The sequence below is a fragment of the Streptomyces fractus genome (genome assembly GCF_049844455.1).
GTDB classification, from domain to species: domain Bacteria; phylum Actinomycetota; class Actinomycetes; order Streptomycetales; family Streptomycetaceae; genus Streptomyces; species Streptomyces fractus.
In genome coordinates this window covers 8,610,839-8,634,657 of the sequence record NZ_JBMYHI010000002.1, presented here as the reverse complement: position 1 = coordinate 8,634,657, position 23,819 = coordinate 8,610,839, and the positions used below count along the sequence as shown (strand labels likewise).

The 23,819-nt window shown below is 70.3% G+C and carries 19 protein-coding genes; 16 read left to right on the top strand and 3 right to left on the bottom strand.

Annotation, left to right across the window (positions count from 1 at the left end):
- Nucleotides 1–63: 63 nt before the first annotated feature.
- From ACP4E5_RS41300 to ACP4E5_RS41235, 14 genes are all read left to right on the top strand, one after another.
- The gene (locus ACP4E5_RS41300; protein WP_425838817.1) at nt 64–1,986 is read left to right on the top strand and encodes a glycoside hydrolase family 127 protein; all 1,923 of its coding nucleotides are present in this window, start codon (nt 64–66) and stop codon (nt 1,984–1,986) included.
- A gap of 76 nt (nt 1,987–2,062) precedes the next feature.
- Nucleotides 2,063–3,766 (top strand): ABC transporter substrate-binding protein, encoded by a 1,704-nt coding sequence (locus tag ACP4E5_RS41295; protein WP_425838814.1) that lies wholly within the window; start codon nt 2,063–2,065, stop codon nt 3,764–3,766.
- Nucleotides 3,767–3,772: 6 nt separating this feature from the next.
- Nucleotides 3,773–4,732 carry an ABC transporter permease gene (locus ACP4E5_RS41290; RefSeq protein ID WP_425838812.1) on the top strand — a complete coding sequence of 320 codons (960 nt, stop codon included), beginning with the start codon at nt 3,773–3,775 and terminating at the stop codon, nt 4,730–4,732.
- Nucleotides 4,732–5,727 (top strand): ABC transporter permease, encoded by a 996-nt coding sequence (locus ACP4E5_RS41285; RefSeq protein ID WP_425838809.1) that lies wholly within the window; start codon nt 4,732–4,734, stop codon nt 5,725–5,727. The genes ACP4E5_RS41290 and ACP4E5_RS41285 overlap by 1 nt, the downstream gene beginning before the upstream one ends.
- Nucleotides 5,724–6,635, top strand: a complete 912-nt coding sequence (locus ACP4E5_RS41280; protein WP_425838806.1) for an ABC transporter ATP-binding protein — start codon at nt 5,724–5,726, stop codon at nt 6,633–6,635. The genes ACP4E5_RS41285 and ACP4E5_RS41280 overlap by 4 nt, the downstream gene beginning before the upstream one ends.
- A complete protein-coding gene (locus tag ACP4E5_RS41275) occupies nt 6,632–7,492 on the top strand; it encodes an ATP-binding cassette domain-containing protein (protein ID WP_425838803.1) in 861 nt (286 codons plus the stop codon). The genes ACP4E5_RS41280 and ACP4E5_RS41275 overlap by 4 nt, the downstream gene beginning before the upstream one ends.
- Nucleotides 7,489–8,931, top strand: a complete 1,443-nt coding sequence (locus tag ACP4E5_RS41270) for an aminopeptidase P family protein (RefSeq protein ID WP_425838800.1) — start codon at nt 7,489–7,491, stop codon at nt 8,929–8,931. The genes ACP4E5_RS41275 and ACP4E5_RS41270 overlap by 4 nt, the downstream gene beginning before the upstream one ends.
- Before the next feature lie 162 nt (nt 8,932–9,093).
- Nucleotides 9,094–10,518 carry an MFS transporter gene (locus ACP4E5_RS41265; protein WP_425838797.1) on the top strand — a complete coding sequence of 475 codons (1,425 nt, stop codon included), beginning with the start codon at nt 9,094–9,096 and terminating at the stop codon, nt 10,516–10,518.
- Between the two features lie 208 nt (nt 10,519–10,726).
- Nucleotides 10,727–11,794 carry a LacI family DNA-binding transcriptional regulator gene (locus ACP4E5_RS41260; protein ID WP_425838795.1) on the top strand — a complete coding sequence of 356 codons (1,068 nt, stop codon included), beginning with the start codon at nt 10,727–10,729 and terminating at the stop codon, nt 11,792–11,794.
- Between the two features lie 149 nt (nt 11,795–11,943).
- On the top strand, nt 11,944–13,182 hold the full coding sequence (locus tag ACP4E5_RS41255; RefSeq protein ID WP_425838792.1) for a sugar ABC transporter substrate-binding protein: 1,239 nt from the start codon (nt 11,944–11,946) through the stop codon (nt 13,180–13,182).
- Nucleotides 13,175–14,173: a carbohydrate ABC transporter permease gene (locus tag ACP4E5_RS41250; RefSeq protein ID WP_425838789.1), complete on the top strand. Its 999-nt coding sequence runs from the start codon at nt 13,175–13,177 to the stop codon at nt 14,171–14,173. The genes ACP4E5_RS41255 and ACP4E5_RS41250 overlap by 8 nt, the downstream gene beginning before the upstream one ends.
- A 7-nt stretch (nt 14,174–14,180) precedes the next feature.
- Nucleotides 14,181–15,014, top strand: coding sequence for a carbohydrate ABC transporter permease (locus ACP4E5_RS41245; protein ID WP_425838786.1), 834 nt, complete (start codon nt 14,181–14,183; stop codon nt 15,012–15,014).
- Nucleotides 15,015–15,066: 52 nt separating this feature from the next.
- A complete protein-coding gene (locus ACP4E5_RS41240; protein ID WP_425838783.1) occupies nt 15,067–15,846 on the top strand; it encodes a ThuA domain-containing protein in 780 nt (259 codons plus the stop codon).
- Nucleotides 15,843–16,985, top strand: coding sequence for a Gfo/Idh/MocA family protein (locus ACP4E5_RS41235; protein WP_425838780.1), 1,143 nt, complete (start codon nt 15,843–15,845; stop codon nt 16,983–16,985). Before ACP4E5_RS41240 ends, ACP4E5_RS41235 begins: the two co-directional genes overlap by 4 nt.
- Here the strand turns inward: ACP4E5_RS41235 and ACP4E5_RS41230 are convergent.
- The 3 genes from ACP4E5_RS41230 to ACP4E5_RS41220 are packed head-to-tail and all read right to left on the bottom strand — an operon-like array spanning nt 16,975 to nt 20,109.
- Entirely contained in the window at nt 16,975–17,859 is an 885-nt protein-coding gene (locus tag ACP4E5_RS41230; RefSeq protein ID WP_425842050.1) for a carbohydrate ABC transporter permease, read from the bottom strand. The two genes, ACP4E5_RS41235 and ACP4E5_RS41230, sit on opposite strands and share 11 nt — an antisense overlap.
- A 10-nt stretch (nt 17,860–17,869) precedes the next feature.
- The gene (locus tag ACP4E5_RS41225) at nt 17,870–18,772 is read right to left on the bottom strand and encodes a carbohydrate ABC transporter permease (protein ID WP_425838777.1); all 903 of its coding nucleotides are present in this window, start codon (nt 18,770–18,772) and stop codon (nt 17,870–17,872) included.
- Nucleotides 18,769–20,109 carry an extracellular solute-binding protein gene (locus ACP4E5_RS41220; RefSeq protein WP_425838774.1) on the bottom strand — a complete coding sequence of 447 codons (1,341 nt, stop codon included), beginning with the start codon at nt 20,107–20,109 and terminating at the stop codon, nt 18,769–18,771. The genes ACP4E5_RS41225 and ACP4E5_RS41220 overlap by 4 nt, the downstream gene beginning before the upstream one ends.
- A 248-nt stretch (nt 20,110–20,357) precedes the next feature.
- Between ACP4E5_RS41220 and ACP4E5_RS41215 the strand changes: the two genes are divergently transcribed.
- Both ACP4E5_RS41215 and ACP4E5_RS41210 read left to right on the top strand, forming a co-directional pair.
- Nucleotides 20,358–22,805, top strand: a complete 2,448-nt coding sequence (locus ACP4E5_RS41215) for a glycoside hydrolase family 3 N-terminal domain-containing protein (RefSeq protein ID WP_425838771.1) — start codon at nt 20,358–20,360, stop codon at nt 22,803–22,805.
- Nucleotides 22,789–23,817, top strand: coding sequence for a LacI family DNA-binding transcriptional regulator (locus ACP4E5_RS41210; protein WP_425838769.1), 1,029 nt, complete (start codon nt 22,789–22,791; stop codon nt 23,815–23,817). The genes ACP4E5_RS41215 and ACP4E5_RS41210 overlap by 17 nt, the downstream gene beginning before the upstream one ends.
- The last annotated feature ends 2 nt before the right edge of the window (nt 23,818–23,819 follow it).

Genomic DNA, 23,819 nt, shown 5'->3' with positions numbered 1-23,819 from the left:
TTCGACACCTTCGAAGCCTTCGACGCAACAGCACCCAAGTACACGTCACTTGGAGGACTGATCGTGCGGCATCCCTCTGAACGTCTCCGGCCACTACCCGGCTCACAGGTCGAGATCCTCGGCGGTCTCCTCGCCGACTGGCAGCGCCGCAACCGCGAGGCGACCCTGCCCCACACGGTGGAGCAGCTCCGCGAGGCGGGCAATGTGGACAACCTCCGCAGACTGCTGCCGGCCGCGGACGACACGGTGGGGTTCCGCGGGCGGTATCCCTTTCTCGACACCGACGTGTACAAAACCCTGGAAGGGCTCGTATACGAACTCGGCCACGTGGACGGGGGCTTGGCGGGCGAGTTGCGCGGGTTCTACGACGAAATCGTCGGCCTCCTCGAACGCGTCCAGGCACCCGACGGCTACCTCAACTCCTTCTACCAGGACCCGGATCAGCCCAAGGAACCCTGGTCCGACCTCGCCTGGGGCCACGAGCTCTACACCTTCGGCCACCTCGCCCAGGCCGCGATCGCCGCGCACAGGCGCCTCGGCGACCGGCGGCTGCTCGACGTCGTCGTGCGCTTCGCCGATCTCGTGGTGAAACGTTTCGGACCGGGTGGTGAGGAGGCCGTCTGCGGGCACCCCGAGGTCGAGATGGCCCTCGTGGAGCTGTACCGGGAGACCGGCGACGACGCCTACCTCGTCCAGGCCGGGCTGTTCGTCGACCGGCGCGGGCAGGGGCGTCGCAGCGGGCTGCGGCACAGCGTGTTCCCGCCCTCGTACTTCCAGGACGAGGTCCCGCTGCGCGAACTGCCATCGGTGACCGGGCACGCGGTGCGCATGGCGTATCTCGCGGCGGGCGCCGCGGACGTGGCGATGGAGAACGGTGACGACTCGCTGCTCGACGCGCTGCGCCGACTGTGGGCCGACATGGTCGCCACGAAGCTGTACGTCACCGGGGGCCTCGGCAGCCGGCACTCGGACGAAGCGGTGGGCGACCGGTACGAGTTGCCCTCGGAGCGGTCCTACAGCGAGACCTGCGCGGCGATCGCCACCATGCAGTGGGGCTGGCGGATGTTCCTGGCCACCGGGGACGCCACGTACCTCGACACCTTCGAGACCGTCCTCTACAACGCGTTCGCGGTGGGCCCCTCCGCCGACGGCCGCGCCTTCTTCTACGACAACCCCTTGCAGCGCCGCGCCGACCACGAGCAGCGCAGCGGAGCCGAGGCGGAGGGGGAGCTGCTGCGCCGGCCCTGGTTCGGCTGCCCGTGCTGTCCGCCCAACATCGTGCGGTGGATGTCCCAACTCGGCGAACACCTCGCGGCGGAGCGTGCGGACGAGCTGGTGGTCGCGGGGTACGCGTCGGCCCGGATCGACGGCGAGGAGCTGGCGGTCGACATGGCGACCGGTTATCCGTGGGACGGCGAGGTCCGTCTGACGGTGCGGGAGGCGCCGGAGCGGCCCTACACCCTCACGCTGCGCGTGCCCGGCTGGGCCGATGCCGACGAGGTCCGGCTGACGGTGGGCGGGGAGACCTCCGTCCCGGAAGTGACGGACGGCTGGGTGAGCGCCCGGCGTGTCTGGCAGGTCGGCGACGAGGTCGTGCTGCGGCTGCCGATGCCCGTGCGCGCCCACGGTTCGCACCCCTATCTCGACGCGACCCGCGGCGCCGTCGCCGTCGCCCGCGGGCCCCTCGTCTACTGCGTCGAGCAGCAGGACTGCGGCGCCGACATCGACGACGTGACGCTCGACGTGGAGCGGATCGCCGCCGCCCGCACCCGTGTCGACGCCGACTTCGAGAGTGTGGTCGTCCTCGAAACGGAGGCGGACGTCTCACCTCCGTCGTCCGCCGAGCTGTACCCCGTACTGACCGGCGCCGCCTCCCGCCCGGCGTCCGCCGACGCCGCGTCGACCACCGGACTCACCCTCGTGCCCTACTTCGTGTGGGGAAACCGCGAGGTCGGCCCGATGCGGGTGTGGATCAGGCGCGCCTGACCGCTGCCCCCGCCTCCCCCGCTTCCCCCCTTCCTCCCCCCTCTTTCTTCTTCCTTCCCCCTCTCCAGAAGGCGTCATGAGAAAAGCAATAGCCCTGCCCGCCGCCGCACTGTGCACCGCGCTCGCCCTGACACTCTCCGGCTGCAAGGGAGGCGGCTCGTCGGCGGCCAAAGAGGCCGACCCCGGCGCGGGCGCCGCCACCGGTGGCACCGTGCACGTCCTGGCGAACGCCGACTTCTCCCACCTCGACCCGGCGCGCGGGTTCGACGGCGGCGTCAACAACTTCTATCGCCTCATCTACCGCACGCTCACGACTCCGGTGGCCGCGCCCGGTAAGAAGGGCACCAAGATCACGGGTGACCTGGCCACCGACACCGGCCGGCCCTCCGACGGCAACAAGACGTGGACGTTCAAGCTGAAGCCGGGCACCTCGTTCCAGGACGGCTCCGAAATCACCAGTCAGGACGTCAAGTTCGGGGTCGAGCGCGCCTGGGACCCGGACGCCGGGATCGGCTCTCCGTACGCGAAGCAGTACATCGACGCGCCGGCCGCCTACAAGGGCCCGTACAAGTCGGGAGGCCTCAGGACCATCGAGACGCCCGACGACCACACCATCGTCTTTCACCTCAAGAAGGCGACCGCCCAGTTCGGGTACATCGCTTCACAGCCGACGTTCACGCCGTTCCCGAAGGGCACCGGCACCAAGGCCGCCTTCGACCGCGAGCCCATCGCCTCCGGCCCGTACAAGGTCAAGAGCTATCAGCGCGGCTCGAAGCTCGTCCTCGTACGCAACAAGCAGTGGAAGCGGTCGACGGACACGGTGCGGGACGCGAAGCCGGACAGTTTCGTGTGGACCTTCGGCCTCGACAACGCGACGATCGACGAGCGGCTCATCGCCGGGCAGGGCGCCGACGCGAACGCGATCAGCGGCGCGGCCCAGCTCCAGCCCGCGACCGTCTCCCGTATCCAGACCCCTCAACTCAAGCAGCGCACCTTGACGGGGTCGACGGGCTGCACCTCGTACATGAGCATCAACACGAGCAAGGGGCCGCTCAAGGATGTACGGGTCCGTCAAGCCATCGAGTACGCGGTCAACAAGCAGACAACTGTTGACGCGCATGGTGGCTCGTCCCTCGCGACCGTCGCGACGTCCATCCAGCCGCCCACGATCCCGGGCCGCGACGCGACCGACGTCTACCCGAGCAAGAACGGGACGGGCGATGCGACCAAGGCCCGCAAGCTCCTTGCCGAGGCGGGCCGTTCGAAGGGCTTCACGTTCACGCTCGACACCCGCGCGGCCGGTGTGGAGCAGGCCACGGCCGTCGCCGTGCAGCAGGCGCTGAAGCGGGTCGGCATCAAGGTCAAGGTCAACACCATTGACACGTCAACGTTCTACGAGGTCATCGGTACACCCTCGCAACAGCACGACGGCGCGCTGACCGGCTGGTGTCCCGACTGGCCGAGTGGCAGCACCTTCCTGCCGCCGCTGTTCGACGGCCGCAACATCTCCGGCAGCGGAAACCCGAACATCTCGATGCTCGACGACAAGAAGATCAATGACCGGATGGACGCCATCGAGGCGATGAGCGACCTGGACGCGCAGAACGCCGCGTACGGCAAGCTCGACGAGCAGATCATGCTGAAGGCCCCGATCGTGCCGCTGCACTACACCAAGAGCGTCAGCATCCTCGGTGACAACATCGCGGGGGCGTATCTCACGGCGTCCTTCTCCGGCGGCATCGACCTGGTCTCCGTCGGTCTCGCGGACCCGAAGAAGTAGCGCGCCATGTCCACTTCCGTCCTTCACGAGGCGCAGCCGGGCACGGCCGGCGCGCCGCCGGGCACCGAGGTGCCCGGCTCCACGGGGCGGCGTGTGCTGCACGCCCTGTCCCGCGATGTCGGGGCGGTGCTCAGCACCGCCTTCCTGCTCCTGATCGTCCTGATGGCGCTGTTCGCCCCGCTGATCACCATGGTCACGGGGCACGGCCCTGACGCCTTCGACCGCGCGGCCGTCGACACCGACATCGGCGGGCTGCCGCGCGGTTCGTTCGGCGGGATCAGCGCCGAGCACTGGTTCGGCGTCGAGCCGCAGAACGGCCGCGACGTGCTGGCGCGGATCGCCTACGGGGCCCGTACCTCGCTGCTCATCGCCGTCGCGGCCACCCTGATCACGACCGCGATCGGCACGGTGCTCGGGGTGCTCGCCGGGTTCCTGCGCGGCTGGGTCGACACGGTGATCTCGCGGCTCATGGACTTCCTGATGGCGTTCCCCGCCCTCATCTTCATGATCGCGATCCTGTCGGCGCTGCCGGGCAGCGGCCGGGCGCCGCTCCTCGTCGTCGTGCTCAGCGTGTTCGGCTGGCCGTATCTGGCGCGCGTGGTGCGCGGGCAGACGCTGGCGCTCGCCGAGCGGGAGTTCGTCGAGGCGGCGAAGGCGTCCGGGGCGGCCAAGTGGCCCCTGGTGTTCAAGGAGATCCTGCCGAATCTGCGCAACTCCGTCCTGGTGATGGCGACGCTGTCGGTGCCGGGCTACATCGGCACCGAGGCCGGCCTGTCCTTCCTCGGCGTCGGCGTCACCCCGCCGACGGCGTCGTGGGGGCAGATGATCGCGAGTTCGGTCTCCTGGTACCAGGTCGACCCCCTGTACTTCGCGATCCCCGGCGTCTTCCTCTTCGGCACGGTGCTGTCCCTGACCGTGCTGGGCGACCGGATCCGACACGCCCTCGACGCAGGGGAGGCCGTCTGATGGCCCGTTATCTCGCCGGACGCCTCGCCTGGGTGGCGCTCATCCTCGTGGCCGTCTGCGTCTTCACGTACCTGATCTTCTTCCAGCTCTCCCCCGACCCGGCCGTGATGATCTGCGGCAAGACCTGCACCGCGGACCGGATCGAGACCATCAGGTCCTCCCTCGGCCTGAACCTGCCGTTCACCACGCAGCTGTGGGACTTCCTCAGCGGCATCGTCGGCGGCCGCGACTACGGCAGCGGCGCGAACCTCGTGCACTGCCACGCCCCCTGCCTCGGCTACAGCTTCCAGAGCGGCCAGTCCGTCTGGGACATGGTGCTCCAGCGCCTGCCGGTGAGCGCGACGGTCGCGGTCGGCGCGGCCGTGCTGTGGCTGCTCGCCGGGGTGGCCTGTGGTCTGCTCAGCGGCGTCAAGGAGGGCACGTGGTGGGACCGCGGCGCGATGAGCCTCGCGCTCGGCGGCTCCAGCATCCCCAACTACGTGCTGGCGCTGGCCCTCCAGTACGTGCTCGTGGTCAAGCTGCGGATCCTGCCCTTCCCGGCGGCGGTCTCCTTCGGCGACGACCCGCAGATGTGGTTCGAGTCGTATCTGATGCCGTGGATCGTGCTCGCCACCGGATACGCCTGTCTCTACGCGCGGTTGACCCGCTCCAACGTCATCGACACGCTCTCCGAGAACTTCGTGCGCACGGCCCGCGCGAAGGGCCTGCGGCCGACGCTGCTGATGCGCCGGCACGCCCTGCGCCCGGCGCTCACCCCCATCACCACGCTGTTCGGCATGGACTTCGCGGGGCTGCTCGGCGGGGCGATCATCACCGAGACCGTCTTCGGGCTCAACGGCGTCGGCAAGATGGCCTCCGACGCGATCGCCAAGAACGACCAGCCGGTCATCATGGCGGTCACGCTCCTCGCGGCCTTCTTCGTGGTGCTCGGCAACCTCGTCGTCGACGTCCTGTACACCTTCCTGGACCCGCGCGTGAGGATCACGTCGTCATGACCCACGTACCGAACCAGCGAGCCTCTGAGACACCGGCCCAACAGGCAGCCACGGACCCCCTGTTGAGCGTCGAAGGGCTGACCGTCACCTTCCCCACCGGGCGCGGCCCCGTCGACGTCGTCCGCGATCTGTCGTTCACCGTCGAGCAGGGCGAGACCCTCGGCATCGTCGGCGAGTCCGGCAGCGGGAAGTCCATGACCTCCCTCGCGGTCATGGGCCTCCTCCCGCGCGGCGCGCGCACCAGCGGCAGCGTCCGCTTCCAGGGCCGCGAGCTGCTCGGCCGCCCCGACCGGGAGCTGCGGCGGCTGCGCGGCGACGCCATGTCGATGGTGTTCCAGGACCCGCTGTCCTCGCTCAACCCGTACTACACGGTGGGCCTGCAGATCGCCGAGGCGTACCGCAGCCACCGCGGCGGCTCGCGGCGTGCGGCGCGCAGGCGGGCCGTCGAGGCGCTCGGGCAGGTCGGCATCCCGCGGCCTGCCGAGCGGGTGGACCACTATCCGCACCAGTTCTCCGGCGGCCAGCGGCAACGCGTCATGATCGCCATGGCGCTCGTCTGCGAGCCGGCCCTGCTGATCGCCGACGAGCCGACCACCGCGCTCGACGTCACCGTGCAGGACCAGATCCTCACGCTCCTGACCGAACTCCAGCAACAGACCAGCACCGGCATGCTGTTCATCACCCACGACCTGGCGGTGATCGCGAACCTGGCGGGCCGCGTCCTGGTGATGCGGGGCGGCGAGCAACTGGAGTACGCGACGACGGAGGACGTCTTCTGCACGCCCCAACACGCCTACACGAGAAAGCTGTTGGAGGCGATCCCCCGCATCGACGACGAACTGGCCGAGCCCGGCGGCGCGCTCGCCGACCTCACCCCTCTCGGCGCGGCACAGGAGGACCCCCGATGACACCCTCGTCCGGTTCCGCGCCGCTGCTGCGTGCCCGCGGGCTGACCAAGACGTTCACCACGCGCGGCTCGCTCGGCCGGACGTCCGAGACCACCGCGGTCGACGACGTGAGCCTCGACATCCACCCCGGCGAGACACTCGCGGTGGTCGGCGAGTCCGGCAGCGGCAAGTCGACCACCGCGCGCCTGGTGGCCAAGCTGATGGAGCCCACCGCCGGAACCCTGGAGTTCGCGGGCGAGGACGTGACACGCGCGAGCGGCACCGCGCTCGCGCGCTTCCGCAGCAACGTACAAGTGGTGTTCCAGGACCCCTACTCCTCGCTCAACCCCCGGCACACCGTCGAACGCATCCTGACCGCACCGCTCGACTACCAGCACCTGCCGGTCCCCGGCGGCCGCCGCGCCTTCACCCGCGAGCTGATGGAGCGCGTCGGCCTGAACCCGGACCACGCGCTGCGCTACCCGGCACAGTTCTCCGGCGGGCAGGCGCAGCGGATCGGCATCGCCCGCGCGCTCGCCGTCGGCCCGCAGCTGGTGATCTGCGACGAGGCGGTGTCCGCGCTCGACGTCTCGGTGCAGGCCCAGGTGATGAACCTGCTGCTGCGGCTGCCACGGGAGAACGGCTTCTCCTACCTGTTCATCGCCCACGACCTCGCCGTGGTGCGCCGGATCGCCCACCGCGTGGCGGTGATGCACCGGGGACGTATCGTCGAGTCCGGCCGCGCCGCGGACGTCTTCGACGAGCCGCGGGACGCGTACACCCGCACCTTGCTCGGGGCGATCCCGCGCATCAACCCGGAGTGGGACCGCCGCCGGCGTGCCGCTCCCCGGACCTCTCACGAAGTGGAGTCGGCATGACCGAGACACCAACCGCCACCTCCGTGCCCAGGTCGAGCACCCCGGATCCCCGGATGCCGCGCCTGGCCGAACTGCCGGACTTCACCGCGTACATGGGTCAGGGCTGGGACGAGGCCGACCGTACGCCGCCGACCGTGCCGGGGGCCGCCGAGGCGGCCGCCGCGCACCGGGCGCGGCTGAGCGCCGAGTTCCCGGGCCGGCCGCTCGTGGTCGCGGCCGGGCGCGCGCCGACGCGCAGCAATGACACGGCGTACGACTTCCGGCCCGACAGCGACTTCTACTGGCTGACCGGCTGCGCGGTCGAGGACGCCGTGCTGGTGCTGCGCCCGGCGCCCGGCGGCCACGACGCGGTGCTGTATCTGCCGCCGCCGGCCCGGCCCGGCGAGACCGGGTTCTTCGCGGACGCGGCGCACGGCGAACTGTGGGTGGGCCCTGCCCCCGGTCTGGAGGACTGGCGCGAGGCGCTGGGCGTGGAGACGGCGCCGCTCGGCGCCCTGGACGAGGCGCTGGCCGCATGCGCGTCGCAGGGCCCGCAGCTCACCGGAGCGCTCGACCCGGACACGGCCCGCCGCCACGGCATCACGGTCTCCCCCGACCTCGGCCGCACGCTCTCCGAGCTGCGCATGGTCAAGGACGCGTGGGAGATCGGCCAGCTGCGCGAGGCCGTGGACCGTACGGTCGAGGGCTTCGCCGCGGTGGTCCGCGAGTTCCCGGCGGCCGTGCGCGGCGGCGGCGAGCGCTGGCTGCAGGGCACCTTCGACCGTTATGCCCGCACGTACGGCAACGGTCCCGGTTACGCCACCATCGTGGGCAGCGGCCGCAACGCCGCGACCCTGCACTGGGTGCGCTGCGACGGGCCCGTGGCCGAGGACGCGGCGGTGCTCCTGGACATGGGTGTCGAGACGCGCAGCTACTACACGGCCGACGTCACCCGCACGTTCCCCTCCTCCGGCCGTTTCAGCTCCGCCCAGCGTTCCGTGCACGACCTGGTGGAGCGGGCGCACCGGGCGGGGCTCGACGCGGTGGGACCGGGGCGGGACTGGGCCGACTTCCACACGGCGTCGATGGAGGTCGTCGCACGCGGCCTGGACGACTGGGGCCTGCTGCCGGTCTCCGTCGACGAGGCCCTCTCCCCCAAGGGCCAGCACCACCGCCGCTATCTGGTGTGCGGCATCGGCCACCACCTCGGCCTGGACGTGCACGACTGCGCGCGGGCCGACTACGCGGCGTACCAGGGCGCCCGCATGGCCCCCGGCATGGTGCTCACGGTCGAGCCGGGCCTGTACTTCCACGCCCATGACACGACCGTGCCGCCGGAGCTGCGCGGCATCGGGGCGCGCATCGAGGACGACATCCTGGTGACCGAGGCCGGTTCGGAGGTGCTGTCGGCCGAACTGCCTCTGGACGCGGCCGGGTTGGAGCGGTGGATGGCGGCGTAGCCGAACCGCCCACTCCTTACGTGTCTCATATATCGAACACCGATTACCGGTGAATGAGACACATGAAAGGGTTGCGATCCTCGTACCGTCCGACCGGTACGAGGGTCGCCGGCGTCGAGCGCCGGTGGACGCTCACCGCAACACCCCTGGGATTGACCCGAGATGTCCGCTTCTGCCACCGGCCCGGCACCTGCCAAGTCCGCCGCGCCGTCACCCGCCTCCGGCCCGTCACCGGCCGCGCCGGTCAACCCGCGCTCGCGGGTCCTGATCGCCAGCCTCATCGGGACGACGATCGAGTTCTACGACTTCTACGTCTACGCGACGGCCGCCGTACTCGTCTTCCCCGCGCTGTTCTTCCCCAGCAGCGACCCGACCACCGCGCTCCTGTCGTCGTTCGCCGTGTTCGGCGCGGCGATGGTGGCCCGGCCCATCGGCGCGGCCTTCTTCGGCCACCTCGGTGACCGGCTCGGCCGCAAGAAGACGCTGGTCGTCTCGCTGCTCACGATGGGTGTCGCCACCTTCCTCATCGGTGTGCTGCCCACGTACGGGTCGATCGGCTGGGTCGCCACCGCGCTCCTCGTACTGATGCGGCTCGCGCAGGGCTTCGCGCTCGGCGGCGAGTGGAGCGGCGCGGCGCTGGTCGCCACGGAGAACGCACCGCCGGGCAAGCGGGCACTGTGGGGCACGTTCCCGCAGCTGGGCGCGCCGCTCGGGTTCATCGTCGGCAACGGCCTGTTCCTGGTCATCGCCGCCCTCCTGCCGTCCGCGGCGGGCGCCGACCCCTCGCAGCCGTCGCAGGCGTTCCTGTCGTGGGGCTGGCGGATCCCGTTCCTGTTCTCGGCCGTGATGGTCGCGATCGGCCTGTGGGTGCGGATGCGCCTGGTCGAGGCGGAGGTCTTCACCAAGACGCGGGAGACCAAGAAGGTCCGCAAGCTGCCGCTGGCCACCGTCTTCCGCCACCACTGGAAGCAGCTGATCCTCGGCACGTTCGCGATGCTGGCGACGTACGTCCTCTTCTACCTGATGACGACGTTCTCGCTGAGCTACGGCCGCACCGCGAAGAACGCCGCCGTCCCCGGGCTCGGCTACAGCTACACCACCTTCGTCCTGATGCTGATCTTCGGCGTGCTCTTCTTCGCCGCGTTCACGCTCATCTCGGGTCCGCTGGCCGACAGGTTCGGCCGCCGCAAGACCCTCGCCTGGATCACCGCGGGCATCTTCGTGTTCGGCCTGGTGTGGGTGCCGCTGATCGGGCTCGGCACGCTCGGTGTGGTGCTGTGGCTGGTCCTCGGCTTCACGCTGATGGGCCTGACCTTCGGCCCGATGGGCGCGCTGCTCCCGGAGATGTTCCCGACGTCCGTGCGCTACACCGGCTCCGGCATCTCGTACAACGTCAGCTCGGTGCTCGGCGCGGCCGTCGCCCCGTTCATCGCGGTGGCCCTGTGGGACGCCGGCGACGGCTCCCCGTGGCTGGTCGGCGTCTACCTGTCGGCGATGGCCGTCCTCACCTTCGTCGCGCTGCTGTGCAGCAAGGAGACGAAGAACGTAGACCTGGGGGCGCTGGAGGCGGGCGAGAGCCCGGCGTAACCACCGTCCCCAAGAGCCCGGGTCGCCCGTTCGCGGGCGGCCCGGGCTCTTGTGCACACGCGAGTTCGCCGACATTGCTTCGCGTCGACGTCTTGCGCACCGTTCACGGCTCTGGCTACCTTCGCGTCACTCCATCGATACGTATCGGCAACGGGCAAGCGCACCGTGTCGATACGTATCGACAGCGCCGGGAAGGTGGTGGGCAGGCATGGTGACCAGCCGGGACGTGGCTCGCCTCGCCGGGGTTTCGCAAAGCACCGTCTCCTACGCGCTGAGCGGGCGGCGATCGGTGTCGGTCGAGACCCGCAAGCGGATCGACGAGGCGATCGCGCAGCTCAGCTACCAGCCCAACGCCGGGGCCCGGGCCTTGGCGAGCCGGCGCACCCAGGTGATCGGCCTGGTCGTCTCGTTCGGCTCCGGTGCCAACACCGCGGGCCTGTTGCCGTTCGTCGAGCAGCTCACCCTGTGCGCCCGCGAGCAGGACTACGACGTCCTCCTGGTCACGGCGGACGAGGGGGACCAGGGCCTCACCCGGCTCGCCGCCCGCTCGCTGTGCGACGCGATCGTCCTGCTCGACGTCGAGTCCCGCGACGCCCGGATTCCCGTGGCCGAGGCGCTCAGTGTGCCGGTGATCCTGATCGGCGTACCGGAGCGTGACACCCCATTGCACTGTGTCGACCTGGACTTCGAGCTCGCAGGGCGGATGGCGGTGGACGAGCTGGCCGCCACGGGGCACGAACGCGTCGTCCTCATCGGGCACCCCAGCGAGGTCGTGGAGCGGGACATCAACTTCGTGCGCCGCTTCCAGCGCGGAGCGGCCGCGTGCGCGGCGGGCCACGGCATTGCGTACGACGTCGTGGAGCCGACGGGACACGGACGCGGCGGGGCACGGGACGCGGTGGAGCAGGGGTTGACCGGCGGTCGCGGGCAGGGCGGGGACGGGGGGCGGACCGGTTTCGTCGTCGCCAACTCCTCGCTCGTCGACCCGGTGTTGCAGGTGCTGCTCGACCGCGGCCTCGCGCCCGGCCGGGATCTGTCGGTCGTCGCGCTGTGCACGGACGCCGCGGCCGAGGCGTCGCACCCGGCTGTCACCAACGTCTCCCTGGAGCCGCAAGACGTGTCCCGGCGCGCGATGCAGACGCTCTTCCGGCTCCTCGACCAGGATCGCCGGGACAGCGACCTCACCTACGAACTCGCCGACCGGCGCACCGAGTTGGTGACCCCACGACTGACCCGGCGCCGAACGGTCGTACACCGCCCGGCACCGCCCTCCTGACCAACTCCTGGCCCCGGATGGGCTGCGCCCACCTGAGCCTCCGGACCGTCGATACGTATCGATAACCCAAACCTGAACAGACCGCACGTCACGCACACCGCACACCGGAACAGCCCTGTGAGCAGCACCGCGCCGACGAAAGGACTGAGATGGTTCGACGCACAAGAGCCGGGAGCAGGGCCACGGCGGCGACGGCCCTGGCCCTGGGCGCGTCCCTCGCGTTGAGCGCCTGCAGTGGCTCGGAACCCGACACGTCCTTGTCGGGAAAGGTCACCAGCCTGCGCGTCCTCGACTACTACAGCAACGAACCCGACAAGACGGTCTACCGGAAGCTGCTGAACGCCTGCGGCCGCGAGAACGGGGTGGCGATCCAGCGGGAGGTCGTGCCCGGGACCGCGCTCATCCCCAAGGTGCTCCAGCAGGGCTCGTCGCACACGATGCCCGACGTCCTGATGCTCGACAATCCAGACCTCCAGCAGATCGCCGCGACCGGCGCCCTCACCCCGCTGAGCGACTACGGCCTGTCCGCCGACGGATACGCCAAGGGCGTGGTGGACGCCTCGAGTTACCGGGGCCGGCTGTACGGACTCCAGCCCGTCGCCAACACCCTCGGACTGTTCTACGACAAGGACGCGCTCGCCAAGGCCGGGGTGACACCGCCGACCACCTGGAGCGAGCTGCGGGGCGCGGCGAAGAAGCTGCGGACGAAGGACCAGTACGGCATGGCCTTCGCGGCGCCCGCCTCCTACGAGGGGACCTTCCAGTTCCTTCCCTTCCTGTGGTCCGCGAGGGGCGACGAACGGAACATCGCCACGCCGTCCGCCGCCCGCGCCCTGGGCCTGTGGGCCGGCATGGTCAAGGACGGATCGGCGTCCAAGTCGGTGGTCAACTGGACGCAGGCGGACGTCAACGACCAGTTCGCCGCGGGCAACGCCGCCATGATGATCAATGGTCCCTGGCAGATCCCCGTCCTGAACGGCACGCCGGGCCGCCACTACGGCATCGTGCCCGTCCCCGTGCCACGGTCCGGCGAGCGGGCGGTCGCGCCACTGGGCGGCGAGACCTGGACGCTGCCGAAGACGGGCGACGTCCGACGCCAGGCGAAGGCGGCCCGCGTCGTCAAGTGCCTCAACTCCGACAAGAACCAGCTCATCCTGGCCAAGCGGCGGCAGACGGTGCCGACGAGAACCGCGCTGGCGCAGCGCTTCGCCGCGCAGGAGCCCGCGATGAAGCCGTTCGTGCGCCAGGTGCGCGGTTCGCGGGCCCGTACCGGGGAGCTCGGCAGCGCGTGGCCGAAGACCGCCCTGCGCATCTATACGGCGATCCAGTCCGCGCTCGCCGCCGGTGAACCGCCCGCGCAGGCGTTGAAGGAGGCCCAGGATGGCTGAGAGCCTGGTGACAAAACCCTCTCCGACCCCGAGCCCCGAGACCGGCAGGCGCGCGTCCGGCAGCCGGTCGGGGTCCGCTTCCGGGCGTCTCGCCCGGTGGCGCGGTCCGCGCGGCCGGGAACGCCTGATGCAACTGCTGTTCCTGGTCCCGGCCGTGACGTACCTGCTGGTGTTCTTCGGCTATCCGGTCGTCAAGAACGTCCTGATGGGTTTCCAGCACTACACGATCGCCACGTACTTCACCGGCGAGGCGCCCTGGGACGGCCTCGCGAACTACGCGTCGGTGCTCGGCTCTTCGCTGTTCGGCGAGGCGATGCTCAACACCGTGCTGTTCACGGTGGGTTCGATCGCGGGGCAGTTCGTGATCGGCCTGGCGATCGCGGTGTTCTTCCGGCGCCGCTTCCCGCTCAGCGGGGTGCTGCGCTCGCTGCTGCTCGTGCCGTGGCTGATCCCGCTGATCGTCGCGGGCGCGGTGTGGCGCTGGATCCTCGACCAGGACAACGGTGTACTCAACCGCTTCCTCGAAGCCCTGCACGTGGTGTCGGGGCCGCCGGGGTGGCTCACGGACACCTCGCTCGCACTGATCTCCGTGATCATCGTGAACATCTGGATCGGCATCCCCTTCAACGCCGTCATTCTGTACGGCGGCCTTCAGGACATCCCCGAGGAGCTGTACGAGGCCGCGTCGCTCGACGGGGCGACGGGGTGGCGGGCCTTCCGGCACATCACCTGGCCGCTGCTGCGACCGGTGGTGACCGTGGTCCTGGTGCTCGGCGTCGTCTACACCATCAAGGTCCTCGACATCATTCTCGGTCTCACCAAGGGCGGCCCCGCGAACACCACGCAGACCATCGCGACGCAGTCCTACCAACTCTCCTTCCAGCAGTTCGACTTCGGGCAGGGCGCGGCCCTCAGCAACGTCCTCATCGTCGTCTCCCTCGTCTTCGCCGTCCTCTACCTGCGCGCGAACCGGCGTGCCGTCACCGAGTGAGGCCCCCATGGCAGTGACCGAGAACATCCGCAAGCCCGCCCCGCGCGCGCTGGGGCACACCGCGGCCGGGGTGCTGATCCTCGCGGTGCTGCTGTTCCCGCTGTACTGGATGGTCAACGTCTCGCTCCAGCCCAGCGGTTCGGCCGTGGCCACCCCGTGGCTGCCGACCCACATCAGCCTCCAGGGCTACGCCACGGCCCTGAGCGAGCAGGGCCCGAACCTGCTGACCAGCCTGACCGTGGCCCTCGGCAGCGTGGTCTTCAGCCTCGCCGTTGCCACCCCGGCCGCGTACGCACTCGCCCACTTCAAGGTGCGCGGCGTCGGCGTGGTGCTGTTCGCCATCCTGATCAGCCAGATGATCCCCGGCATCGTCGTCGCGAACGCCCTCTACAGCGCGTACATCAAACTGGGGCTGCTCAACTCGATCCCGGGCCTGATCCTCGCCGACTCCACGCACGGCATCCCCTTCGCGATCCTGATCATCCGCGCGTCGATGGGTGTCATCCCGCGTTCCGTGGTCGAGGCGGCGCACGTGGACGGGGCGGGCCCGCTGCGCGCCTTCGCCTCGATCGTGCTGCCGATGAGCCGCAACTCCCTGATCACAGCAGGGCTGTTCACGTTTCTGTTCACCTGGAGCGACTTCCTCTTCGCCCTGACCCTGACCACGACCGAGGACGTACGGCCCGTGACGCTGGGGCTGTACCAGTACGTCGGCGCGTTCGTGAACGACTGGAGTTCCGTGATGGCCACGGCGGTGCTCGCCTCCGTGCCGGCCCTCGTGCTGCTCCTGATCGCGCAGAAGTACGTCACCGCGGGCGCCGTGGGCGGCGCCGTCAAATAGCCACCCCCTCCCCACGCCACACGCACCCATCAACAGAGAGCGAGACACCATCATGGCCGGGACACCCGCCACTCCCCTGCGCGTCACCGTGTGGGGCGAGAACCGTCACGAGCAGATCGAGGAGCACGTCGCGAAGCGCTACCCGGACGGGATGCACGGGGCTATCGCCGCGGGCATCACCGAGAACCTCGGCGCCGCCTGCACCGTGCGCACCGCCACGCTGGACGAGCCCGAACACGGCCTGACCGAGGCGGTGTTGGCGGACACCGACGTCCTCACCTGGTGGGGGCACGCGGCGCACGGCGAGGTGGCCGACGATGTCGTCGAGCGCGTCCACCGGCACGTCCTGTCCGGCATGGGCCTGGTCGTGCTGCACTCCGGCCACTGGTCGAAGATCTTCACGAAACTCATGGGCACCACGTGCACGCTGCGCTGGCGCAACGAGCGCGACCGCGAACTGGTCTGGACGGTCGACCCCACCCACCCCATCGCCGAGGGCGTGCCGCACCCGATCGTCATCGACGAACAGGAGATGTACGGCGAGTACTTCGACATCCCGGCCCCCGACGAGCTGGTCTTCGTCAGCTCGTTCTCCGGCGGCGAGGTGTTCCGCAGCGGCTGCACCTTCCGGCGCGGCCACGGCAGGATCTTCTACTTCAGCCCGGGCGATCAGGACTACCCGGTGTACCACCACAAGGACGTACGCCGCGTCATCGCCAACGGCGTGCGCTGGGCCCGCTCGGACCGCCCCGCGCGGGCCCTGCCCGAGCTGCTGCGCTACGACACCGGTGACTTCTCACAGGGCCGTGGCTACGAGGGGCCGCTGGGATGACCCACCGCATCATCGACTGCGGACCCGACCGCCCGCTGCGCGTCGTCGTGGCCGGTGCGGGGAACATGGGCCGCGCCTGGCTGTCCGCGATCACCGCCGCCCCCGAGGCCGAAGTGGTCGGCATCGTCGACCTCGACCCGGATGCCGCTCGCGGCGCCGCCGCGGACCTGGGCCGGCCCGAACTCCCCATCGGCAGCGACGTGGTGGCTCTGGCCGCCGACACCGGGGCTCAGGCCGTGGTCGACGTGACGGTGCCCGCCGCACACCACCCCGTCACCATCGCGGCGCTGTTCGCCGGGCTTCCCGTGCTCGGCGAGAAGCCCGCGGCCGACACGCTGGCCCACGCCCTGTCCCTCGCGGCGGCGGCGGAGGCGAGCGGGGAACTGTTCGTGGTGAGCCAGTCCCGGCGCTGGAACCCACACCTGTTCGCGCTGCGGGAGATGGCCGGTGAGCTGGGGGCGCTCGCCACGCTGACGACCGAGTTCTTCAAGGCCCCGCACTTCGGCGGCTTCCGCGAACAGATGGCCCACCCGCTCCTGGTGGACATGGCGATCCACGCCTTCGACTCGGCCCGCTTCCTGCTCGACGCCGACCCCGTCGCGGTGTACTGCCAGGCGTACAACCCGCCGTGGAGCTGGTTCAAGGGCGATGCCGCCGCGCACGCCGTTTTCGAGATGGACGGCGGCATCCGCTATGCGTACGACGGCAGTTGGTGCAGTTCGGGCGCCGAGACCTCCTGGAACGGCACGTGGCGGCTCAGCGGGGCGAGGGGCTCGGCGCTGTGGAACGGCGAGGACGATCCCGTCCTGGACGCCGGGCCGCGGCCGAAGGCCCCGCGCCCCCGGTCCCCCTACTCGGACATCACCGGCGCCCTCCAGGTGTTCGTCGAGGCCCTGCGGACCGGGCGGACGCCCATGGGCGAGGTGCACGAGAACGTCATGAGCCTCGCCATGGTCGACAGCGCGGTCCGCTCGGCCGACGACGGGCGCCGGGTCCTCGTCGACGACGTCCTGAACCGGGCCCACGCCGACGCGCTGCGCACGGAGCGGCACACCGAGGTCCGTGCGGCGCTCGCCGCCTGGCCGTCGGTCCGCGCGGCCCTCACCGTGAATCCGCCGGTGTTCCCGGTCACTTGGTGAACCCCGCCGTGAGGCCGCTGAGCAGTTGCCGACGGCCGAACGCATACAGGATCAGGATCGGCAGCGTGGTCAGGACGACCGCCGCGAGGATGGCGGGGACGTTGACCTGGTACTGGCCCTGCAAGGACCACACGGCGAGCGGCAGGGTCCGCTGGGACGGGCTCTGGGTGAGGATCAGCGGCAGCAGGAATCCGTTCCAGATGGTCAGCCCGTTGTAGATGGACACGGTGACGATGGCCGGCCGGGTCAGCGGTGCCGCCAGGCGCCACAGGGTCGTCCACTCGGTGGCGCCGTCGACCCGCATCGAGTCGAACAGCTCCTTGGGCACGTCGCGGATGAAGTTGGACAGGACCAGTACGGACAGCGGGATGGCGAAGGCGATCGAGGGGAGGATGAGCGCCAGCAGGCTGTCGTACAGGTGCAGCTTGATGATGATGAGGTAGATCGGGATGACCGTCGCCTGGAGCGGGATGGCGAGGCCCATGAGGAAGAGGCCGTTCACCGCGCGCAGGAACCGCATGCGCCAGCCGCGCACGATGGCGTAGGCGGCCATGAAGGAGAACGCGACGGCAGGTACCACCGCTCCGAGGGTGACCACGACGCTGTTCACGAAGTAGTGGCCGAAGTCGGACTCGAGGACCAGCCGGTAGTTGGCGAACGTGGAGTCGGCCGACGGCAGGAGCGCGTTGCCCGCGTAGTACTTGCTCTGGTCCTTGAGGCTGGTGATCAGGGTCCAGTACAGGGGGATGGCGACGACGGCGAGCCAGAGCCATCCGGCAAGCCCTCCGGCCCAGTTGCGCCGCTGGGCGACCGACCGGGGGCGGCGGCGCCGCTCGCGGTGGGTGGTGTTCTGCGGTTGCGGTTTGGTGAGCATGGTGGTCACGTCAGGCTCCCTCGAGCTGGCTCTCGCTGGCGTCCCGTCCGCCGAGCCGGCGCAGCAGCAGGGCGAGGGCGAGGCCCACCAGGACGAGGATGACCGCGATGGCGCTGGCCGGGCCCATCAGGTTGGCCTGGAAGCCACGCTTGTACATGTCGAGTGCGAGGACCCGGGTGGCGTCCCCGGGTCCGCCCTCGGTCAGGACGTAGATCAGGTCGAAGAAGGTCAGTGAGCCGACCACCATCAGCGTCGACGAGGTGATGATGGTGTATTTCAGCTGCGGCAGCGTGATGCTGAAGAACTGCCGGACCCGTCCGGCGCCGTCCAACTGTGCAGCCTCGTAGAGGGACTTGGGGATCTGCTGCACACCGCCCTGGTAGATCAGCGAGTGGAACGGGACGAACTGCCAGGAGACGATGAAGATGACGACGCCGAACGCGAGTCCGGGCTGTCCCAGCCAGTCCTGGCTGAGCCAGTCGACCCCGAGTCCCGCGCCGAGCCCGAAGGTGGGGTTGAGCAGCGCCTTGTACGCGACGGCGATCGCGGCGGAGCTGAGCAGCAGCGGGATGAAGTACACCACGCCGAGGAGCGCCCGGTAGCGCTGGCGTCCCGCCATGAACGCGCCGAGGAGAATGCTGATCGGGGTCTGGAACGCCCAGGAGGCAACCATCACCCCGAGTGTCACCAACACCGCGTGCGGAAGCCCGGGGTTGGTGAGCACCGACCGCCAACTGGTGAGCCCCGACGGGTGGATGGCGCCGATGCCGTCCCAGGTGGTGAAGCTGAGCGCGAAGACACCGACGAGCGGGACGACGGCGAAGCCGACGAAGAGCACGAGCGCCGGCACGGTCAGCCACGGCAGGAGGCTGCGCTGACCGCGACGGTGCGGGTGGGCGGTGAGCGAGGTCATTTCCCGATGACCTCGTTGAGGTTGGCGGCGAACTGCTTGGGAGAGATGGACAGTTGGAACAGCTTGACGATGTTGTCGAGCAGCGTCTCCGCCGCCGTCGGGCTGAGCGCCTGGTCCCAGGACTGGCTGAACGACTTGGCCTTGGTCGCGACGTCATAGGTGAACTGCAGGAACTCGTGGTCCTTGGAGGCGGCGAGCAGCTTCTCCGTGCCCAGCTTGACCGGGACGCCGCCGCCGTCGATCCACGCCTTCACCTCGGCGTCCTGCAGCATGCCCTTGGCGAAGAACTCCTTGGCGATCTTCTTCTCCGCGGCGCTCGCCTTCGAGGAGATGGACAGGTACTCGCCGGGGTTGCCGACGGTGTTGCTCGGATCGCCCTTGCCGCCCTTGACGGGCGGGAAATTCATGAAGCCCAGGCCGCCGCTGGAGACGAAGTCACCGCCGGCCTGCTTCTGGATGCCGTACGACCAGGAGCCGTGCAGCATCATCGCGGCCTTGCCGGTGTACAGGAGCGCCTGGTCGGCGTTGGAGTCCGCGGTGATCGAGGAGAAGCCCTTGATGAAGCCCTTGGCCTTGACCAGGTCCTGCACCATGCCGAGCGCCTTGAGGGCGGCCGGGTTGGACCAGGCGTTCTTCTGGCCGTCGAAGATGGCCTGGAAGACCTCGGGGCCGCCGATGCGGTCGAAGAGGAACTCCAGCCACATCATGTTCGTCCACCGGGACTGGCCGCCGAGGGAGAACGGCGCGATGCCCTTGGCGTTGAACTTGGGCACGAGCGCCATGATGTCGTCCCACGACTTCGGCGGCTGCACGCCGACCTTGTCGAAGACCTTTTTGTTGTAGTAGAGGAAGATGGGCTGCACCCGCTCGACGGGCATCGCGTAGATCTTGCCCTTCACGGTCGCCGCGGGGAAGGCGGTGGGGAAGATCTTGTCCTTGACTTCGGGGTGCTGCTCGAACCACGGGCTCAGATCCTCGACCTGGCCGGCCTCCACGTAGCTGCGCAGCGTCCCGCCGCCCCAGCTCTTGATGATGGTGGGCGCCTTCCCGGCGCCGATGGCGGTCTTGATCTTCGTCTTGAACGCGTCGTTCTGGAAGGCCGTGCCCGCGATCTGCCCCTTGGGATGCGCCTTGTTGAAGGCCTTCACCGCGGCGGCCCTGACACTTTCGTCCGGCTGACCGCTCAGGTACCAGTACGTGGCCCCCTTGCCGCCCGCACCGTTCTTCGAGGGCCCGGACGAGCCGCACGCCGCGAGCGCCGCGGAGAGCGGGATGCCGGCGGTGATACCGAGGACGGCCCGTCGTGAGACGGGACGTCGTGAGAGAGGGATTTCCATGTCTGTTCTCCGCACTCGAGAGCCGCCGGCTACTCATGAGCCGCCGTGAAAACTTTTCGAAATCCAGCCAAGGTTCAGCCCTGTGAATGCAAATTAGGTAGCCGGTAACTGGCTGTCAAGGCATGCGCAATAACGTTGTGGGGCAAGGAACTTCTGCGTAGCGTCGAGCGGGCAGGACGCACATGGAATCCGCGGCAGAGATCGAAAATGTTTCGAGATGCCGTGGTCGAACACAGTGGAGGATGCGGATGTCCACGGCTGATTCACTTGCCGAGACGGGGCAGGTCGTGCGGCGCTGGCAGGACCCGGCGCTGCCCGTGTCCGACCGGGTCGACGCGCTGCTCGCCGAGATGACGGTGGCGGAGAAGGTGGCGCAGCTCGGCAGCCGCTGGCTCGGCAACTTCATGGGGCCCGAAGCGGGCGACGGCGGGGAGGGCGAAGCCGCGGGCGGGGAGGCCGAGCGGCCTCAAGTGGCGCCGCTGGAGGCCCTGTTCACGGAGGCGGGGCGCGTTCCGCTGGAGGAGGCGGCGCGGGACGGGCTCGGCCACCTCACGCGGGTGTACGGCAGCCGTCCGGTGAGCGCGGAGGAGGGCGCGGCCCTGCTGGTCGCCCAGCAGCACACGGTCGTCAAGGGCTCCCGGCTCGGCATCCCGGCCCTGGCCCACGAGGAGTGCCTCACCGGGTTCAACACCTACGGCGCCACCGTCCACCCGGCCCCGCTCGCGTGGGCGGCGGCCTTCGACCCGGACCTGGTGCGCCGCCTCGGCGGGGCGATCGGGCGTGACATGCGGGCACTCGGCGTGCACCAGGGACTCGCTCCGGTCCTGGACGTGGTGCGGGACTACCGGTGGGGCCGGGTCGAGGAGACCATGGGCGAGGACCCCTACCTGGTGTCGGTGCTCGGTGCCGCGTACGTCGGCGGGGTGGAGGGCGCGGGCGTCGTCGCCACCCTGAAGCACTTCGCCGGGTACTCGGCGGCCCGCGGCGCCCGCAACCACGGGCCCGTACCGATGGGCCGCCGCGAACTCATGGATGTCATCCTGCCGCCGTTCGAGACGGCGATCGCGGTGGGCGGCGCCCGCTCCGTGATGAACTCCTACTCCGACATCGACGGCGTCCCCGCAGGCGCCGACCCCTGGCTGCTGACCCAACTGCTGCGCGAGGAATGGGGGTTCACCGGAACGGTCGTCTCCGACTACGGTTCGCTCGCGTTCCTCGCCGGGATGCACGGTGTCGCGGCCGACTTCGACGAGGCGGGCGCCCTGGCGCTCGGCGCGGGCATCGACGTGGAGCTGCCGGACACCCTCACCTTCGGCCGGAACCTGGAGGACCGGGTGCGTCGCGGCGCGCTTCCGGAGTCGCTGCTCGACCGCGCGGTGCGCCGACTGCTGACCCAGAAGGTGGAGTTGGGCCTGCTCGACCCCGACTGGACGCCCGAGGGTTCGGTCGCCGCGGCCTCGGCGAGGGACCTGGACTCGCTCGAAAACCGGGCGCTGGCGAGCGAGTTGGCCGAACGCTCCGTCGTACTGCTCGACGCGGGCAGCGCGCTGCCGCTCGTCGACGCGGACGCGGGACGCCCGGCGCCGGGCCGGGTCGCCGTGGTGGGGCCGTGCGCGGACGACTCCCGCACCCTCATGGGCTGTTACGCCTTCCCGAACCACGTCCTGCCCCGCCACCCCGAGCTGCCGCTCGGCATCTCGGCGCCGACCGTCGTCGACGCGCTGCGCGACGAACTCCCGGACAGCGAGATCGTCTTCGAGCCGGGCTGCGACGTGCGCGAGGAAGACCGGTCCGGGTTCGCCGCTGCGGTGGCCGCGGCCCGCGACGCGGAGCTGTGTGTCGCGGTGGTGGGCGACCGCGCGGGCCTGTTCGGCAACGGCACGTCCGGCGAGGGCTGCGACGTGGAGGACCTTAAACTGCCCGGTGTTCAAGCTGAGTTGCTCGTCGAGCTGTTCGCCACCGGGACACCGGTCGTCGTGGTCGTGCTCTCCGGGCGCCCGTACGCGCTCGGCGACGTGCATCCCCGGGCGGCCGGCCTCGTCCAGGCGTTCATGCCGGGGCAGGAGGGTGCGGCGGCGATCGCCGGGGTGCTGTCCGGGCGCGTGCAGCCGGCGGGCAGACTGCCGGTGCAGATCCCGCGGCGCCCCGGCGGCCAGCCCGGCACGTATCTGCAACCGCCGCTCGGCGCACACACGCAGGGCATCAGCAGCGTCGACCCGACGCCGCTGTTCCCCTTCGGATACGGCCGGTCCTACACCACGTTCGAGATCGGCGACCTGCGGGTGAGCGCGAGCGACATTCCCACCGACGGCGAGTTCACGGTGTCGGTGCGGGTGCGCAACACCGGCGCCAGGCCGGGGCGCGAGGTGGTTCAGCTGTATCTGCGCGACCCCGTTGCCCAAGTGACCCGGCCCGTACGGCAGTTGGCCGGGTTCCGGCAGGTCGACCTCGCCCCCGGGGCGAGCGCACGGGTGACCTTCCGGGTGCACGCCGACCGGACCGCGTTCACCGGCCGCGATCTCACCCGGATCGTCGAGCCCGGCGACATCGAGGTGCAGGTCGGCGCCTCGTCGCAGGAGCTGCCCTGCCGGGCTGCCGTACGATTGACGGGCCCCACCCGGGAGGTCGGCCACGACCGGCGACTCACCACGCCGGTGGACGCAACTCTGGAAGAAACCGATGCCACCGCAGGCTAGACGCACCACCCTGGCGACCATCGCCCGCGAGGCGGGGGTTTCCGTCGCGACCGTGTCCAAAGTGGTCAACGACCGCAGTGACGTGGCACCCCGGACCCGCGCCCGGGTGCAGGAGCTGCTGCGCGAGCACGACTACCTGGCCCCCGTGTTCCGGCACACCGAGGCCGCGAAGAACCCGACGATCGAGGTGCAGTTCAACGGCGACCTGAAGACGTACTCTGCCGAGGCACTCGAAGGCATCATCGACGCCGCCGCCGACCTTGGCGCCTCCGTCGTCATCAGCAAGTCGTCGCCCGCGCCGCACTGGGCGCGGGACCTGGTGTCCGGGGGACGGCGCGCCCTCATCGCGGTCACCAGCATGTACACGGCCGCGCACGTGAAGGAGCTGACCAGGGCCGGACTTCCGCTGGTCGTCCTCGACCCGCTGCACCTGCCGCACAGCCGGGTCCACAGCGTCGGGGCGACGAACTTCGCCGGCGGCCTGGCCGCGACCGACCATCTGCTCCGTCTCGGCCACCGCCGCGTCGGCTATCTCGGCGGACCGACCCTCGCCGTGTGCAACCAGGCCCGCATGCACGGCCACCGCGCCGCGCTGGAGGCGGCGGGCGCGCCGACGCCCGCCGCCTACGTCCGGCACGGGGCGTTCACGCACCGGGCCGGCCGGCTCGGCGCCGACGCACTGCTCGACCTGGACGAACCCCCGACGGCGATCTTCGCGGGCAACGACGAGATCGCCCTCGGTGTCATCGAGGCCGCCCGGGCCCGCGGCCTGCGCATCCCCGAGGACCTGAGCGTGGTCGGCTTCGACGACACACTCCTGGCCCGGATGGCGGCCCCGCCCCTGACCACGGTGCGCCAGCCGCTGCGCGAGATGGGTGGCGTCGCACTGCGCACCGCGCTGCGCCTCGCGAACGGCGAGCGGGTCGAGTCCCACCACATCGAACTCGCCACGGAACTCGTCGTCCGAGCGTCCACGGCACCGCCGCAGGACGCGACGCCGACGCGGACGTAGGC